This is a genomic window from Streptococcus panodentis (genome assembly GCF_017884005.1).
GTDB lineage: Bacteria > Bacillota > Bacilli > Lactobacillales > Streptococcaceae > Streptococcus > Streptococcus panodentis.
Map to the genome: position 1 here is coordinate 25,191 of NZ_QFAY01000025.1, position 15,426 is coordinate 40,616.

The following is a 15,426-nucleotide window of genomic DNA, read 5'->3' on the forward strand; positions in this document are numbered from 1 at the left end:
TTAACCCTACGCGCCGTCAGCTTCGTGCAGGAGGGAGAGAAAGCTCTGGAGGAATGCTCGTGACAGGCCGGGAAAGCAGCAGCCATCCTGTCTGCTCCTGCCAAGTGTGCATGTTCATAGTTTGAGTATAAAAGGAGAACATCATGAAGATTGATATGACGGAGGTTCATCATCAAAAAACGACCTTAGATACTTCCATTACCAATATGACTGTCCGGCTGAATGTGGTTAAGAATGGTTTTGCAAAAATTGTCAGTTCGACCAGTTTGACAGGTCTGGTCAAGTCAGCTGTTGACGCCAAAATCAATAACTACCAAGCGCCCATATTTCTCAATCTGATCAATGCGCTGACGGTGCTTTCGACGCAGTATGACCGAACCATTGAGCAGTTTCAGAGCACGGTATCTGAGCATGCGGCGGATGCTGTGATCCATACGGAATACCTGCAGACTCTTTTGGACAGGTTTCCGGAGATTGAGGCCAGTATATCCGGTATTGATACGGTGACTTCAGCCATCTATTCCTCCATTGCAGATATTATCTCTCTGGCCAATCCGGACAGCTCAGCCATTCAAACTCCGCTGTCAGAAGCGAAAACCATCTTGACCGACACCAAGAAAAACATGGAAGCTTTTAATGCTTGGAAACAGGGAGATGAATTTGAAGATTTGCTGTCTTCTCAGGACCAGATGATTGCTACTTTATCCAATATTTCTGATATTGTCTATACTGAGAATGATGTCAGAGCCTTTTACAATCAGACTGGCTTTTTGCAGGGGACCAATCAAATCGACCAAATGACCGCCAACTCTTCTACTCCGGTGGAGCTGCTGACCAATGTAGGCAATACCTTGAATAGTTTTAGCCAATCGGATGTGTCTTGGTGGCGGCGGTTTATGATTGAGAGACAAGGAAAGCATGCTGTGGCCTCGGGCAAGATTTGGGTGGACAAAACAGGTCAGCTCAAGACAGACGGCAGCACAGAAGCGGCAATCTTTTTGGCCAATCTCAATACCAAGGGCGGCTTTGAAATTCTTGGCGTTCGGTTCAATGGTGAGGGAAAAGCCTTTATCGGTGCTAAGGCGGCGGCCAGTTTTAAGAAAACGCTGGTGGAGAAGGAAAAGTTAGAGCTGACAGCGCATGCGGAGGCCTTGCTTGGGCTGTCTGCTTCGGCAAATGGCGGCTTCAAGGTTGGCTCAGGCATCCTATCTGCCAAAGGAGATGCGAAAGCGGACGCTATGGCCGGAGCTTGGGCCAATGCTGACGGAACCCTCAAGTTTGATAAAAAAGGCCTCAAGATTGATGCCACAGCAGATGCTAAGGCTGGAGCCGAAGCCAAGCTGGAAGGTAAGTTAATAATGGGCAATAACGGTATGGCGCATGCTAAATTCAGCGGCTCAGCAAGTGCTTTTGCCGGCGCCCAAGCCAGTGCCAAAGCCAATGCCAGCATCGGCAGAGGAGGAGTGAAGGTGGAAGCTTCTGCCGATGCCATGGCTGGCGCTAAGGCGAAAGCTCAATTTGATGCTGAAATAGGCAATACTAAATATGGTATCACGCATGCCACATATGGCGTCAGCAAAGAAGCCTTTGCCGGCGCCCGTGCAGAAGCCAAGGCAAGCTTTGAAGCTGCAACCTATGGGAAAATAAAGGCTGAGGCTGGAGCTGAGGCTTTTGCCGGAAAAGAAGCCAAATTAGAAAACAGCGCGAAAGTGGCCTATGCTAAAGGCACAGTTGGAGTGAAAGGAAAGGTTGGTGTCGGTGCTAAAGCCAATGCCAGTTTTGAGGCCGGTAATGGGAAGATAGGAACAAGCATAGAGGTTGATGCAGCTCTCGGGTTTGGTGTTGGCTTTAAGATTGACTTAGAGTTTGACTACCAGTCAGCTCTGGATGATGTTGGTGAATTTTTGGATTTTATCAACCCATTTTGGTGATATGGTCATTTCGTTTATCTTTTGTTCCGTCCTTAACTCGCCTTGCTGTAACAGTCCGAACCTAGAAACAAGATAGTGAGGTAGAGAGGCTGTGGATGAGCTCGCTGCCCTATCGTCCTGGATTTAAGCGATAGGCTGAAACTGTCCCTCGGTCAGTTTCACTGCTAAAAGCAAAGGAAAAGACTATATTGCCGAATTCATGCTCTTGTTTTCGAATGAGCGCGTATGGAGTTGATTTTCGAAGACGGCGGCAGGGGGGTAAGCCCTGCGGTCCAACTGATAAAGGAGGAAATGACGATGATTGTCTGGGGACACAAAGGTTATCAAAAGCAAGTAGGGCAGACCCAGAGCCCGATTGAGTGCAGCAACTGCAAGCATGCAGCGCCTTGGGACATTACCGAAGTCGGCCGCAAGTTTACCCTCTACTGGATTCCGACCTTCCCTTATGCCAGAAAATACTATCTGACCTGCCCGGTCTGTCAGTATGGCAAAGAAATCAGCAAAGATGAAATCGCTCGCTTTCTGCAATACTGATACCCAAAGAGTATAAAATCCAGTCTGCCCTCTTCTTTGATATTGACTGGGCCGGTCTGTCCTGCAAGCTCATAGCAATACTTTGGCTGCCTCCTGGTCTGTCTGCTCCTGCTTGATTTGCTGCTGTTCATCGAGTCTGATGGTGTGCATCCGTGTCAGCAAGGATTTGGATATTGGAAGCATCCATGGTAAAATGAAACCGCAATAGCCTTAAATAAAGGAGAAGAATAAGATGACTTTACGAACATTTCCAAGCGCAGCTTTTCCAGCCCTTCCCAGCATCCGGCTGGAAGCCGCAAGCGGCTGGCAGGACTGGAACCTGCCGGGCTCGGTCCTCTCGCTGCATAAGCCCCAAGAAAGTGGCTTTATCCCCAATATTCTGATGAATATCCGGACCGTTGACCGGGCTTATGACTTTGCCGCCTACAGGGCTGAGATCGAGGACTACAGTCAAGGGCTTGACCAGTTCAGGCTGGTGTCAGACGGTCTGCATGAGGTCAACGGCCTGCAGTGGCAGGTGGTCGAATATGCCTATATCGATGAGGTTTCCGGTCCGCTGGCTCAGTTTTTGGCAGCTGCCTTTGTGGAAAGCGGTTCTGTCATATTTATGATCAGCTTTACGGGAACGGTCGGTCTCTTGGGTCAGGCTGAGAATCTGGATTATATAGACATTCGGGATGTCTTTCGGACTGTGACCATTCATGAATAAACTGGCAGGCTGAAAAACCTTTCTGTTTGCCGGCTGGCCGGTTTTAGGCAATTCCCCGTCTCAGGACGGCAAAGCAGTCAGGGATGTGCGGATAAACCTGCTGAAAAAAAGTTACCGAACTGTCACATTTCTCTCGCCTGCTGCTCTCCCTTGCTTTGCAGCTGAGGGTGTCAGCAGCGAAAAGCAGGGATAAGGTAAAATATTACAGTCAGTTACTGCCAAGTGAAAATATGACGCTGCATCAACGGCGAAATGAATAAATTTACTTCTCATTTACAGTTGATTAAGAAGCTGGAATTTCGGTTGACAGCCTATTGTTGAATAGTATAATATTCTGTAATAATAAAATAGTTCTTTGGAATTGTTTTAAATTTTTATCTTAAAAGGAGGCCAACCATGGCTAAAGTTTCATTATCACCAGAAGAACTCATCGCGCAGGCAGCGGTTTATTCAAGTGCCCGCGACCAAATCGAAGCAGCGATCCAGTCCGTTAATTCTGCCAATGGTCAAATGCAGTCACATTGGGAAGGCAGCGCCTTTAATTCCTACCTGCAGCAGTATGATCAGCTGCATGGGAATGTAGTGAAATTTCAAGAACTGCTGACATCTATCAACCAGCAGCTGACGAGCTATGCCCATACTGTATCCGAACGGGATGCGGCAGATGCCAGCAGCTTTGGTTTGCAGTAACCCTCTTCGAAAATCTCTTCAAACGACGCCAGCTCCAACATTGGGAGACTAAAAAGGTCCGGGGGACCTTTTTAGCCCCTGCTTAGAAATTGAAAAGCAGGGAAGGTCCGGGGGACCTTTTTAGCCCCTGCCCAGAAATTGAAAAGCAGGGAAGGTCCGGGGGACCTTTTTAGCCCCTGCCCAGAAATTGAAAAGCAGGGAAGGTCTTTTCAGCCCGAACCCAGACATGAGATGGCGAGGCAGGAAGGCAGCAGCTGACGAAAGTGCAGCTTTCGTCCAATCGCCTTGCTTTTGCTGCTTCCTAGCGCGGAAGCTTGATCTGCTAGCTCAAAACCTCCGCTGGAGCTTTTGAGCTGTCTGCTCCTGCATCGTTTGCTGATGATGTTCATTGAGTATAAAGTGCTCTGGAGATGGAGGGCTGGGAGATGATGTCCTAGCCCTCTTTATTTAGTGGATAGAACGGAGGGAAGCAGGGATGGCAGATACTTCAGCAGCCCATTATCAAAATTTAGCAAATCAAGAATCGACCAACTACAATCAAGCCCTATCGCAGAAGGCAGCGGTTGATGCACAGATTTCCCGCTTAGAAACTGCTAAAACAAATCTAACCACACAGATTAACAGTTTTCAAACGGATATTGTCGATAAGCTGTCCGATATTGAAGGCGAGGATTCTTCGCAGTTCAGGGGAGACCGCAAAAACAAATATGCGGAACAGTATGCTTTGGCCCTTTCGGCTGCAAGGACCAATAAAAGCAGCCATGACACAAATTTGACCAGTATAGCCAATAAGATTGCGGAACTGCAGACCCAATCGTCACAACTGCAAACTGCGGCTAATACGGCTTATAACAACATGGTTTCTTATCAGGCATCTGCCAATGCGGCAGTCAGCGAATGAAAGAGGGCAGCAAGATGGCAAAAACAGGTACAGATTATGCAACTTGGTCAGGACTGACCGGTACGGTAGATACCAGTATTTCTGGAATAGCGGACTTGGCTTCATTGACCTTTTCAACAACGACCACGACACCTTTTACCGGCTTCAATGAGGACATCAGCAGCTTTAATACAGCCCTTAGCAGTCTGAGGACCTATACTGCTGCAGATGTGACTCATATGAACCAGGCAGCAGAAAATAAGGTAAAGGATGATAAAAACAAAGCACAGGCTCGAGGTTAGAGCCGGTACAAGGAAAGGGGAATTTGACAATGAGTGATAGCAGAGCGCTCTACCAGCTGTCGCTGAATCGCCTGCCAATTGAGGAAGCTGACAGAGAAGTATTAAAAGATGTGGGACTGTCTTTGGTGAGACAGGAAGGCGCTTTTCGCGAGCTTCAGGCCGTCTTCTTTAAGCAGGGGACATCCTATCTCTACCGCAGTATCTTAGGCTCTTCTATTGAGCTTGTGCTGGATTGGGAGGAGCACCGGGCAACAGTCCTGTATCTGGACAGGGAGATTGAGCTGCAGCTGTCTGACTTTCGGTCCTGGCTGGCCTATACGGATTTGCTGCTGTCTCCGGTTTTGCCCTTGGGGACGATTGTGGAGCTCAACAAAGATTTGCTCCCTGAAGCTTTGGCCGCTTCCATGGACGAAGCCGGCATTCCCTTTTTGGCTGTTATTTTGGGACGGCGCCTGCTGGTCGGTCTGGAAAAGCAGGAATATGCTGATTATCTGGCAAGCCTCTATCCATACGGTCTGCGGCCAGATGTGGATCCCATTTATATGCCTAATTTTTTTATCAAGCAGGTGCTGCAGGAAGGCTACAGCGATGCGATTGATGAGCAGTATGTGGAGAATCAGTACCGCAAGGACTACTTCAGCCGAAGCATTGTTTCAGAGGTTTACCATGTAAAAGGAGGATCAGTATGAAGATTGATATGACGGAGGTTCACGGTCAGAAAACAGCTTTAAGCCAGTCCATTACCAATCTGAACAGTCAGATCGATACGGCAAAGACCTCCTTTACAGGACTGACAGGCTCAGACAGCCTGTCAGGGGACGTTAAGACAGCGATTGATGCTAAGATTACCAACTATCAGCTGCCTTTATTGACCAATTTCAGCAGCGCTTTAGCCACCTTATCCGCGCAGTATGACAAGACCGTGGAGCAGTTTCAGAGCACAGTGTCTGAGAATGCAGCAGATGCCATCATTGACACGGATTATTTGCAGGGGCTTTTGGAGCAGTTTTCCGGCATTGAAAACAGCATCTCGACCATTCATACAGAGACAGCATCAATCTACTCCTCTATTGCGGATATTATTGCCCTGACCAACCCGGACAGTTCGACCATTAGCACTCCTTTATCAGAGGGCAAGACCGTCTTGACAGATACCAAGACCAATATGGAATCCTTTAACGGCTGGGGAAGAGGAAATGAGCTGGCTGACCTGCTGCTTTCCCAGACCAAAACATTGGAATCGCTGTCAGGTCTGACCGGAAGCGGCTATGCATCGGCGGACGCCAAGAAATTCTATGAAAACAGCGAATTTCTGCAGGGAGTCAGCAAAATTGCTGAAGCTGTCTCCAACTCCACTCCCGTAGAACTTTTAAAAAATGTCTCCACCACCCTGAACAGTTTTGTGGATATAGGCATTTCATGGTGGGAGAAGTTCATCATGGACAATATAGGCAAGCGTGCGGTAGCCTCAGGCAAAATCTGGGTCGACGACCAAGGCCAGCTTCATGCTGACGGCAGTGCAGAAGCCAAGGCCTATCTGCTGGATGTCAGCAAAAAAGGCGAGACCGAAATCGCAGGCGTCAAGTTCAACGGTGAAGGCAAGGCCTTTGTAGGGGCCAGAGCAGCTGCCGATATGAAGGCCAATGTCACCAAGGACGGTATCGACATCTCTGCCAACGCCAATGCTTTGCTGGGCGTATCTGCTTCGGCCAGCGGCGGCTTTAAGGTCGGTTCAGGCGGTCTGCTGACGGCCCAGGGCAGCGGCAGTGTAGAAGGCAAAGCCGGTGTCTGGGCGGATGCCAACGGCAAAGCAAAACTGGACTACACTGGGCTGGATGCCAGCGGTTCTGTTTCGGCTAAGGCTGGCGCTGAAGGCAAGGCTAAAGCGGATCTGACCTTGGGCGATACCAGTCATGGCATCAGCCAAGTTAATGTGGGCGCTTCGGGAGAGGCCTTTGCGGGAGCCAGAGCCAATGCGGATGCCAAGCTGAAAGCGACAACAACTGGAGGGATAGATGCCAATGCCAGTGCGGGTGCTTTTGCCGGAGCAGAAGCTAAAGGAGAAGTTCACGGCAAGGCTGCTTATACCACTGTCAGTCTTGAAGGCAGTGTGAAAAAGGGTGCCGGTGCAGAAGCCAATGGCGGCGTGAAAATAGGAGACGGGCATGTGAATCTGGATCTGGGTCTCGGCGGTGCTTGGGGCGGCGGTGCCGGCGGCCGTGTCAAAGTGGACTTTGACTATGCTTCGGCAGCAAAAGATGTGGCTAATTTCGCAAAAAACGGTATTCAATTTAAATGGTAGGAGAGTGCAATGGACTTTGTAATGCTGTTTATCATCCTGATGCTGCTGCTGTTTGCTTTGGTCGGCTGGGTCGTTTACTGGGCAATCAGCAGTTCAGCCAGAAAGAACAGGCGCTATGAGCAATTCGCTGCACAGCATGGCTATGTTTTTGATCAGGCGCAGGGAAATCTGTATTACCGAGAGTATTCAAAAAATAAAACGACCGATCAGCAGTATCTCAGCCTGTTTGAGAATCCCTATGTTAAAAAATATGCTGCATTTACCCACTATCCTTTCGGCCGGGGCGGCGATATTAAAGTAGCCTATGTCCTATCGGGTGTTTATCAGGGCGCAGCTTTTCGGGCCTTTACCTATAGCTTTGAAGGCAGTTTCGCTGACAGAACCGGTCCGGGCGGCATCTTCAGTATCGTCCTGCTGGCCTCTCCGGAAAGGGAAGCAGCGGATTTGCCGGTCAATGTATTTTATGAAAAGGGCATGCTCTGCGACTATCTGAGCGAAAATTTAGATGTTGATACCATCCACGACAGACTGGATGATTTAATTGCCTTAAATAAAGGAGAAGAATAAGATGACTTTACGAACATTTCCAAGCGCAGCTTTTCCAGCCTTTCCCAGCATCCGGCTGGAAGCCGCAAGCGGCTGGCAGGACTGGAACCTGCCGGGCTCGGTCCTCTCGCTGCATAAGCCCCAAGAAAGCGGCTTTATGCCCAATATTCTGATGAATATCCGGACCGTTGACCGGGCTTATGACTTTGCCGCCTACAGGGCTGAGATCGAGGACTACAGTCAGGGGCTTGACCAGTTCAGGCTGGTGTCAGACGGTCTGCATGAGGTCAACGGCCTGCAGTGGCAGGTGGTCGAATATGCCTATATCGATGAGGTTTCCGGTCCGCTGGCTCAGTTTTTGGCAGCTGCCTTTGTGGAAAGCGGCCCTGTCACATTTATGATCAGCTTTACGGGAACGGTCGGTCTCTTGGGTCAGGCTGAGAATCCTGACTATACAGCCATTCAGAATATCTTTAGGAGTGTGACCATTCATGAATAAAAGAAGAACATCTTCCTTAGGCCTCATAGGCTTCCTGTCTGCCTGTCTTCTCTTGCTTTCGGCCTGCAGCCTGCTCTCAGGCGGTCAGTCTGACCGTCTGCAGGGGGACTGGAAAGCGCAGACTGGCGACGGCAGCAACTCCACTATTCACTTTGCAAAAGATAAGGTCACGGTAAATGGGGAGGAATTTGATTATAAGCAGAAATCAGTCAAGCAGAAAGGCGGGGTGACCTATTATCAGATTGAGCAGAACGGCAAGAATTATTCCGTTATCTTTCCTGAGAAAGATGATGACCAGACTGCCATCATGATTGAGCCGGATTCGGCCGAAGATGACCTGTATGGAACCATGCTTTATGCCATGAACAAGAAAAAGACCCCCAACTATCAGGAGTATGCCAAGAAATATCTGGAATAGCCTGTTCTCTCGCAGTCCAGACTGACCCGGCTTCCAGAGCAGGAGCTGCCTAAGCTTGACAAGGGAAGGAAAGCTACCTTTGAAGAAAATCAAATTCATACGCTTGAGAAAAGAAGGCAAATGGAAAACAGAATGATTATGAGGCCGATGGTAAAAAATTTTTTTGCACTAATCCTGCTCCTGCTGCTGTTCTCGGCTAATGGGACGGTCTATGCCCAAGAGGGGCAATTAGACCTGAAAACAGACTCCATTACGCAGAAAAAACAGCGCTCGGGCGGCAATCAAATCGAACATCACTATGCTCCCAATCTTTTTATGGATAGGACTGAGCAGCAGGCGACCAAGGCCAAAACAGATGCCAAGGAAATGCTTGGTGCAGCTGATAGGGCCAATTTTGCAACGGCTGGCTTGCTGGACAGCACTGAACTGCCGACTCAGGCCTATCGTCAAGCTCTTTTTCAGGACTATGCGGTATCGGATCATATTGCAGTAGAGAGGGAGGAGGCAGAAACGATGCCTGTCTGGGTCATCCTACTGTCAGGCCTCTTTATCGGCCTGATGGCCGGACTGGGTGTATATTTAGGAAGGATTTTTCATGGCAAAAGGCTATTTAAAGGTGACGATTAAGCATGATGACAAAGAGCTGGACCTGCGTTTTTCCTGCCTGCTGTCTTTAAGAGAGCTGAAAAAGCTGATCGAAGAAAACGGTCTGGTACAGCAGCTGGATCTTGCAGCGAAGCACTGGCATTTGGAGCCGGTCTATAAGCAGCTCCGAATGGAGCAGCACAGGCCTTTGGCAGAGTATCCTCTGGGAAACGGCGATGTATTGGGGGTTGTGGTAGATGGATGACAAGATTGAGATAAAGTACAGCAAGAGACAGGTCAAGGTCATCCTGCCGGCCAGCCATTTTGTCCGTCAACAGCTGTCTGCCATAGAAAACTATGCAGATGCAGCCGTGAGCTTAGAAGAGAGCGGGGCTTTGTCGCTGATTTACGATAAGCCGCCTTATTCCAGCAGCCTTGCTGAGCTGACGGAGGAGGAGCTGCCTGAGCTGAAACGTCTGGAACTGGCTCAGAAAATGGACAGCCTGTCCTTGGATGAGCGCAGCTTTAAAGTGCCTTACCTCCATCCTAAGAATATCTTTGTTCGGGGCGGCAGCATCCGTCTGCTTCACTATGGGCTGAAAAATATGATGGGGCCAGCTGCTCTGAGTGCGGAAGAATTTCTCATGGTGTACAAGGCCTTGGTCGTCTCGATTTTGCGGCCCAAGCTTGATTTTGAGCTGCTGATTGATGGAATCGCAGCCGTCAGAGACCAGCAGGTGCAGGAGATTGCTGCCTGTCAGAGCTATGATGAAGTGGTTCGCTATATTCATAAAGCTTACCATCAGGCCAGCCAGGATGAGAAGAAGAGCAAGAGGCTTGTAAGCAAGCGGAATTGGTATCTCTTTACATTTGGGACTGGGATCTTTGGGACAGCGGCCCTGCTGCTGGGCGGTTTCGCTGCCTATTTCTACTTTTGGTCTCTGCCCGTCCAGCAAGCAACAGTGAAGGCCCAGAGCCATTTTATCGGCAGGCATTATGATGATGTGGCTGATGATTTGGAGGTCTTCCAGACCGGCCGTCTGGGCAGAGAAGCAAAGTATGTATTGGCTGCTTCCTATGTCCATTTAGATGATTTATCTGAGGAACAAAAAGCAAGTGTGCTCAATACCATCACTCCTTCCAGCGAAGACAACCTGCTGGATTACTGGATTTTCCTGGGACGGGGAAATTATAAGAAAGCATTGGACTTGGCTCAGAATATCGGCGATGACCAGCTGACCCTGCATGCCTATACAAATCTATATGAGCAGACCCGTGAAGACAAGAAAATGAAAGGGGCAGAGAAGCAGAAAAAACTGGATGAATACCGCAAAGAAATCGAAGAACTGTCTAAGAAATTGGGCGTAAAGGTAGGTGGACAGGATGAGTAAAAAGGATAAAACTCTCTTTCACCAGCTGGGCGACAGTTTGCTGGATGATGAGCTGAATCAGACTGAAATCATTGTATGCGGCAGGAAACTCGCTGTCCTCACCCTCTCTGAAGGCCAAAGGGCGGCAGCAGAAGATGTGATCTTTCACATGTCGGACGGCAGGATCTATGCTGATGGGGAGGAGCTGGCGAAGGGACAGACCGTTCTTCAGAGCTGCACCGTTTTCCTGTTTGAGACAGCCGAAGATTTGTCAGTGCAGTATATCTTTCCTCCCGGCGGGGACTTTCTGCTGTCCAAGGATGAGGCAGCAGCGGACCTTGTGATTGAAACAGAGGCCTCTGTCCTCTTTGCAAGGGACAAGGCCTACCTGTATCCTAATGGCCAGCTGCTCTATTTCAATGATCGGCCGGTTGCTGTGGACAGGATTGTGCCCTTTCGGACAGGCGACCGAATCTTTGTCAGCCATCATTTTATTGAGCGGCGGGAAGAGCAGTGGCAGATTTCTGCCCTCTTTGCCGCGCCGCGCCTGCATCCAAAGACCACTCTCGTTGAGAGCAGAAAGACCATTTATCAGGCTGGCTTTCCCCATTACCATCGCAGTCCCCGTATCCTGCCGACAGTTTATGAGGATGAGCAGAGGCTGGAGAAAGCCCCGGTTCCTCCGACCAAGCCTAAAAATGCTATTTGGCGGGCCCTGATTCCGCCTTTAGGGATGATTGCTCTTTCTGTGCTGCTGGTCACTCTCTTGGGGCGCAACGGCCTGATGATGATTACCATGGGCGGTATGAGCGTCCTGACGGCGACCTTTTCCATCACTGGCTACTTTTCTGATAAAAAAGAATACAAGCAGAAAAAGAAAGAACGGGCTGAAGATTACCAGGCGTATTTACTGAAGCAAATCTCCATTTTGCACCGGCATTTTCTGGAAGAGAGAGCGATTCTCTCTTACCGTCAGCCCCACCTGCACGATCTTATGAAGATGATTCGGCAGTATGACGGCCGGCTTTATGAGCGCCTGCCTTCCAATGAAGATTTCATGGCTTTGTCGCTTGGGCTGGGAGAGGTTGACAGTCAGCTGCAGCTTGTCTATCAGAGTGATTTTCTGACCAAAGACGACCTAACGGTTTTTTCACAGAATGTGCTGAAAAAATATGAAAAGCATGAGCAGGCTCCTGTTACGACCAATCTGGCCGGCAATGTTATCGGTCTTGTAGCCCAGCATGATACCGGCCAGTCCTTTCTGCAGCAGCTTCTTTTGCAGATTGCGGCCTTTCATTCTTATCAGGATGTGATTTTTGTTCATTTGCTGTCGCCTGCTGACTACCGGCAGATATGGAGGAAGTGGCGCTTCCTGCCGCACTTTCAGATGCCGGCCATCAATGTCCGCTCCTTTGTCTATGACGAACGCAGCAAGGATGCTGTCTTGACCAGTCTCTATCAGATTCTGCAGGCCCGCCGGCAGGAGAAAAAAAGCCAGCAGGAGCAGCTGTTTCTGCCGCAGCTGGTCATCGCGATTTCTGATGACCGCCTCTTGTCCGGCCATGCTATCAATGAGCATCTGTCCAGTCCTGACCTGCCTGCTCTGGGAGTGACAGTCATCTGGCTCAAGGAAAGCCGTCGGCAGCTGTCGGAGACAGTGACCACACTGATCGAGGTCAAAAACAGCGATACAGCTACCTTGGTGAACAACCAAGGGAACTATGTCAATCAAGCCTTCAGACCCTATCCTATGACAGATGACTACGAGATGACCGTGCGCAGTTTGAGCAATCTCGTCCATGAGGAAAAGCAGCAAAATGCCCTTCCGGATGCCATCACTTTCTTAGAAATGTACGGTGCAGAAGAAGTGGCTCAGCTGGATATTGCCAGCCGCTGGGCCCGCGGCGATACATCCAGAAGTCTGGCGGTACCGCTCGGTGTGCGGGGGAAGGATGATCTGGTCTCTCTCAATCTGCATGAGCGGGCTCATGGACCTCATGGCCTGATTGCCGGCACGACCGGCTCTGGGAAGTCGGAGATTCTGCAGTCCTACATCCTGTCTCTGTCCCTAAACTTCAGTCCGGAGGATATTGGCTTTCTGCCCATTGACTTTAAGGGCGGCGGTATGGCAAATTTATTCAAGCGCCTGCCGCACCTGATGGGACGGATTACCAACTTGGATGGGGCCGGAACGCAGCGGGCTCTGGCTTCTATCCGGGCAGAGCTGCAGAAACGGCAGCGTCTCTTTGGCCAGTTTGGTGTCAATCACATCAACGGCTATACAAAACTCTATAAGGAAGGCCGGGACGGGAAAGAAGGGACCTTTCCGACAGAACCCCTGCCCCACCTCTTCTTGATTTCCGATGAGTTTGCTGAGCTGAAGCAGAATGAGCCGGACTTTATGACGGAGCTGGTATCTACAGCCCGGATCGGCCGTTCTTTGGGGATTCACCTGATTCTCGCGACTCAGAAGCCCTCCGGCGTTGTCAATGACCAAATCTGGTCCAACTCCCGCTTCAAGCTGGCTCTGAAAGTAGCCGAAACAGCGGATTCAAATGAAATCATCAAGACCCCTGACGCAGCCAGCATCACCCAGCCCGGGCGCGCCTACCTGCAGGTCGGGAATAATGAAATCTACGAGCTTTTCCAATCCGCATGGAGCGGGGCCCCCTATGCACCGGCGGCTCAGAGCCGGCAGGAGGAAGCGGACAATCGGCTTTGGACCATCAATGAATTGGGCCAGTATGAGCTGGCAACGGTGGATCTGTCCTATCGGAATGAAGAAGAGACTGACGGCAGTTCTGATGAGACGGAGCTGGATGCCGTTGTGGACTACATTGCCCAGTATGCCCAGTCTGTCAAGCTGCGCATGCCGAGCAAGCCCTGGCTGCCGCCGCTGAAAGACAGCCTTGTCTCTCCGATTTTGACTGCCAAGTGGACGAAAGCAAAGCAGTACAAGGCTCCGTTTGCCTTGATGGATATTCCTTCAGAGCAGAGCCAGCGCGTGCTTGATTTTGACTTGGAGGAATTTGGCCATACTCTGATTTACGCTTCGCCCGGTTTTGGAAAGTCACAGGCCCTGCAGACCTTGGTCATGAACTTTGCCCGTCTCAACCAGCCGGATCAGCTTCATTTTAATCTGTTTGACTTTGGAACCAAGGGACTTTTCCCGCTGAAAGACCTGCCGCATGTAGCGGACATTGCTACTCTGGATGATGCGGAAAAGTTGCTGAAATTCCTCAAGCGCCTGCAGAAGCAGCTGCAGGAACGCCGGGACCTGCTGGCGGAGTATGGGGTCACCTCTATTGAGCAGTACGAGCAAAAGACCGGAGTGTCTCTGCCGCTGATTGTCAATATCATTGACTCCTATGATACGGTTCGCGACCATCCGCTGGAAGAGCAGATTGAGCCTTTCTTTCATCAGGTTCTGCGCGAGGGGGCCAGTCTGGGCATCTATCTAATCGCGACAGTCCTGCGCAATACCAGTATGAAACTAAATATGCGCAGCCATTTTGCCACCCAGCTGGTCCTGTATCTGGTGGACAAGGACAGCAAGAAAGAAGTGATTGGCTTTGATGCTTTGGCTGACCAGGTCATCCCCGGCCGCGGTCAGGTCCGCTTGGAAGAGCCGATTCGTTTTCAGGTCTATCTTGCTGCCGAAGGAGAGACTGACCTTGAGCGGCTTCAGCAGCTGGAAGCCAGTATTGAGCGAATCAGTCAGTCATGGCAGGGAGACAGGCCGCAGGCTATTCCTATGCTGGCCAGTGACATCAGCTTTGATGACTTTGAGCAGGATGCAGCAGTTGAAGAGGCGCGTCAGGTTCTGAGCATTCCGATTGGCTATGACAAAGAAAGTGTAGAAGTCCGCTCCCTTGAGCCGCTGGCCTATGACTTTGTCCTGCTGATGGATGACAGTCCTGCACAGACCTACAGCATGGAGCAGACCCTGCTGGCAGCCTTTCGCAGCTTTGCCGGTCGGGTCAGCCGTATAGCAGTGGATATTGACGGCCGCTTTGCCGGTATGGAAGAATGCTTTGACACCATCGTGGAAGAAGCCGATGTTGTCCAGTTCTTCGGAGAGCTGCTCAGTCTCATCCAATCCGCCAAGGTTCAGGAGAAGCCGATGTTTGTCTACCTTCCGGATGTGCACCTGACAGGCGATCGGATTGTCCTGACAGAAAAAGATCTGAATACCATTTTTACCAAAGCTTCTTCCGTGGGCATTCATTTGATTTACCACGGCTATCAAAACAGCATTGAAACGAAGTTTACCCCCTTCTTCAAACGCCTCCGCCAAAATGTGCCGATGGGAACTTTTGGGACTATCTTTAACGATCAGAAAGTAGTGCCGGGCCGCGGTCTCTTTAACGAACCGCTGGTCGAAATCAATGAGATTCAGTTTTTTGCCGGCCGCAGCGTTCACCGTTTGAAACTGCCTCAGGATAGGAGCTTTTAGCTTCCTCCTGAGCAGCTCGTTGCCTATCATTTTCTTATTTCAAAATGATAGGTTGGCGGTGGAACAGAACTAAATTTTTAAAAATTTAGTTCGTCGTCCCAGCCCCGCGAGGCTCTCACAGTCCGGGGGACTGTGAGAGGTTGGGGATGAGGAAAACAGAGTTTTCCTCAATGTAGGAGCTTTTTGGAGTCTAAAAGACGAACA

At 50.1% G+C, this 15,426-nt stretch carries 15 protein-coding genes; all 15 read left to right on the forward strand.

Annotated elements, in window-relative coordinates; genetic code table 11:
- Window positions 1-143: 143 nt before the first annotated feature.
- The 15 genes from DHL47_RS10720 (at window position 144) to essC (ending at window position 15,222) form a co-directional block, all read left to right on the forward strand.
- A complete protein-coding gene (locus DHL47_RS10720; protein WP_241209278.1) occupies window positions 144-1,931 on the forward strand; it encodes a T7SS effector LXG polymorphic toxin in 1,788 nt (595 codons plus the stop codon).
- Between the two features lie 297 nt (window positions 1,932-2,228).
- Complete coding sequence (locus DHL47_RS10725; protein ID WP_128835334.1) at window positions 2,229-2,465, forward strand: zinc ribbon domain-containing protein; 237 nt, start codon at window positions 2,229-2,231, stop codon at window positions 2,463-2,465.
- Window positions 2,466-2,697: 232 nt separating this feature from the next.
- On the forward strand, window positions 2,698-3,174 hold the full coding sequence (locus DHL47_RS10730) for a hypothetical protein (protein ID WP_209551875.1): 477 nt from the start codon (window positions 2,698-2,700) through the stop codon (window positions 3,172-3,174).
- A gap of 396 nt (window positions 3,175-3,570) precedes the next feature.
- On the forward strand, window positions 3,571-3,864 hold the full coding sequence (locus DHL47_RS10735; RefSeq protein WP_209551876.1) for a WXG100 family type VII secretion target: 294 nt from the start codon (window positions 3,571-3,573) through the stop codon (window positions 3,862-3,864).
- Window positions 3,865-4,339: 475 nt separating this feature from the next.
- The gene (locus DHL47_RS10740) at window positions 4,340-4,765 is read left to right on the forward strand and encodes a DUF5082 domain-containing protein (protein ID WP_209551877.1); all 426 of its coding nucleotides are present in this window, start codon (window positions 4,340-4,342) and stop codon (window positions 4,763-4,765) included.
- Window positions 4,766-4,779: 14 nt separating this feature from the next.
- Window positions 4,780-5,046 (forward strand): hypothetical protein, encoded by a 267-nt coding sequence (locus tag DHL47_RS10745; RefSeq protein ID WP_209551878.1) that lies wholly within the window; start codon window positions 4,780-4,782, stop codon window positions 5,044-5,046.
- Between the two features lie 29 nt (window positions 5,047-5,075).
- Window positions 5,076-5,735: a DUF4176 domain-containing protein gene (locus DHL47_RS10750; protein WP_209551879.1), complete on the forward strand. Its 660-nt coding sequence runs from the start codon at window positions 5,076-5,078 to the stop codon at window positions 5,733-5,735.
- On the forward strand, window positions 5,732-7,348 hold the full coding sequence (locus tag DHL47_RS10755) for a T7SS effector LXG polymorphic toxin (protein WP_209551880.1): 1,617 nt from the start codon (window positions 5,732-5,734) through the stop codon (window positions 7,346-7,348). The genes DHL47_RS10750 and DHL47_RS10755 overlap by 4 nt, the downstream gene beginning before the upstream one ends.
- Before the next feature lie 9 nt (window positions 7,349-7,357).
- The gene (locus tag DHL47_RS10760) at window positions 7,358-7,915 is read left to right on the forward strand and encodes a hypothetical protein (RefSeq protein WP_209551881.1); all 558 of its coding nucleotides are present in this window, start codon (window positions 7,358-7,360) and stop codon (window positions 7,913-7,915) included.
- Between the two features lies 1 nt (window position 7,916).
- Window positions 7,917-8,393, forward strand: a complete 477-nt coding sequence (locus DHL47_RS10765) for a hypothetical protein (RefSeq protein ID WP_209551882.1) — start codon at window positions 7,917-7,919, stop codon at window positions 8,391-8,393.
- A complete protein-coding gene (locus DHL47_RS10770; protein ID WP_128834774.1) occupies window positions 8,386-8,811 on the forward strand; it encodes a glycosyltransferase in 426 nt (141 codons plus the stop codon). Before DHL47_RS10765 ends, DHL47_RS10770 begins: the two co-directional genes overlap by 8 nt.
- 147 nt (window positions 8,812-8,958) lie before the next feature.
- The gene (locus tag DHL47_RS10775) at window positions 8,959-9,438 is read left to right on the forward strand and encodes a type VII secretion protein (RefSeq protein WP_209551883.1); all 480 of its coding nucleotides are present in this window, start codon (window positions 8,959-8,961) and stop codon (window positions 9,436-9,438) included.
- Window positions 9,407-9,661 carry a hypothetical protein gene (locus tag DHL47_RS10780; protein ID WP_128834770.1) on the forward strand — a complete coding sequence of 85 codons (255 nt, stop codon included), beginning with the start codon at window positions 9,407-9,409 and terminating at the stop codon, window positions 9,659-9,661. The genes DHL47_RS10775 and DHL47_RS10780 overlap by 32 nt, the downstream gene beginning before the upstream one ends.
- Complete coding sequence (gene essB / locus DHL47_RS10785) at window positions 9,654-10,787, forward strand: type VII secretion protein EssB (RefSeq protein WP_128834768.1); 1,134 nt, start codon at window positions 9,654-9,656, stop codon at window positions 10,785-10,787. The genes DHL47_RS10780 and essB overlap by 8 nt, the downstream gene beginning before the upstream one ends.
- Entirely contained in the window at window positions 10,780-15,222 is a 4,443-nt protein-coding gene (essC, locus tag DHL47_RS10790) for a type VII secretion protein EssC (protein ID WP_209551884.1), read from the forward strand. The genes essB and essC overlap by 8 nt, the downstream gene beginning before the upstream one ends.
- Window positions 15,223-15,426 lie beyond the last annotated feature (204 nt).

Bases quoted from the DNA above. Each gene is read 5' to 3' on its own strand.
- DHL47_RS10720 (WP_241209278.1), top strand. From the start codon at position 144: ATGAAGATTGATATGACGGAGGTTCATCATCAAAAAACGACCTTAGAT.
- DHL47_RS10725 (WP_128835334.1), top strand. From the start codon at position 2,229: ATGATTGTCTGGGGACACAAAGGTTATCAAAAGCAAGTAGGGCAGACC.
- DHL47_RS10730 (WP_209551875.1), top strand. From the start codon at position 2,698: ATGACTTTACGAACATTTCCAAGCGCAGCTTTTCCAGCCCTTCCCAGC.
- DHL47_RS10735 (WP_209551876.1), top strand. From the start codon at position 3,571: ATGGCTAAAGTTTCATTATCACCAGAAGAACTCATCGCGCAGGCAGCG.
- DHL47_RS10740 (WP_209551877.1), top strand. From the start codon at position 4,340: ATGGCAGATACTTCAGCAGCCCATTATCAAAATTTAGCAAATCAAGAA.
- DHL47_RS10745 (WP_209551878.1), top strand. From the start codon at position 4,780: ATGGCAAAAACAGGTACAGATTATGCAACTTGGTCAGGACTGACCGGT.
- DHL47_RS10750 (WP_209551879.1), top strand. From the start codon at position 5,076: ATGAGTGATAGCAGAGCGCTCTACCAGCTGTCGCTGAATCGCCTGCCA.
- DHL47_RS10755 (WP_209551880.1), top strand. From the start codon at position 5,732: ATGAAGATTGATATGACGGAGGTTCACGGTCAGAAAACAGCTTTAAGC.
- DHL47_RS10760 (WP_209551881.1), top strand. From the start codon at position 7,358: ATGGACTTTGTAATGCTGTTTATCATCCTGATGCTGCTGCTGTTTGCT.
- DHL47_RS10765 (WP_209551882.1), top strand. From the start codon at position 7,917: ATGACTTTACGAACATTTCCAAGCGCAGCTTTTCCAGCCTTTCCCAGC.
- DHL47_RS10770 (WP_128834774.1), top strand. From the start codon at position 8,386: ATGAATAAAAGAAGAACATCTTCCTTAGGCCTCATAGGCTTCCTGTCT.
- DHL47_RS10775 (WP_209551883.1), top strand. From the start codon at position 8,959: ATGGTAAAAAATTTTTTTGCACTAATCCTGCTCCTGCTGCTGTTCTCG.
- DHL47_RS10780 (WP_128834770.1), top strand. From the start codon at position 9,407: ATGGCAAAAGGCTATTTAAAGGTGACGATTAAGCATGATGACAAAGAG.
- essB (WP_128834768.1), top strand. From the start codon at position 9,654: ATGGATGACAAGATTGAGATAAAGTACAGCAAGAGACAGGTCAAGGTC.
- essC (WP_209551884.1), top strand. From the start codon at position 10,780: ATGAGTAAAAAGGATAAAACTCTCTTTCACCAGCTGGGCGACAGTTTG.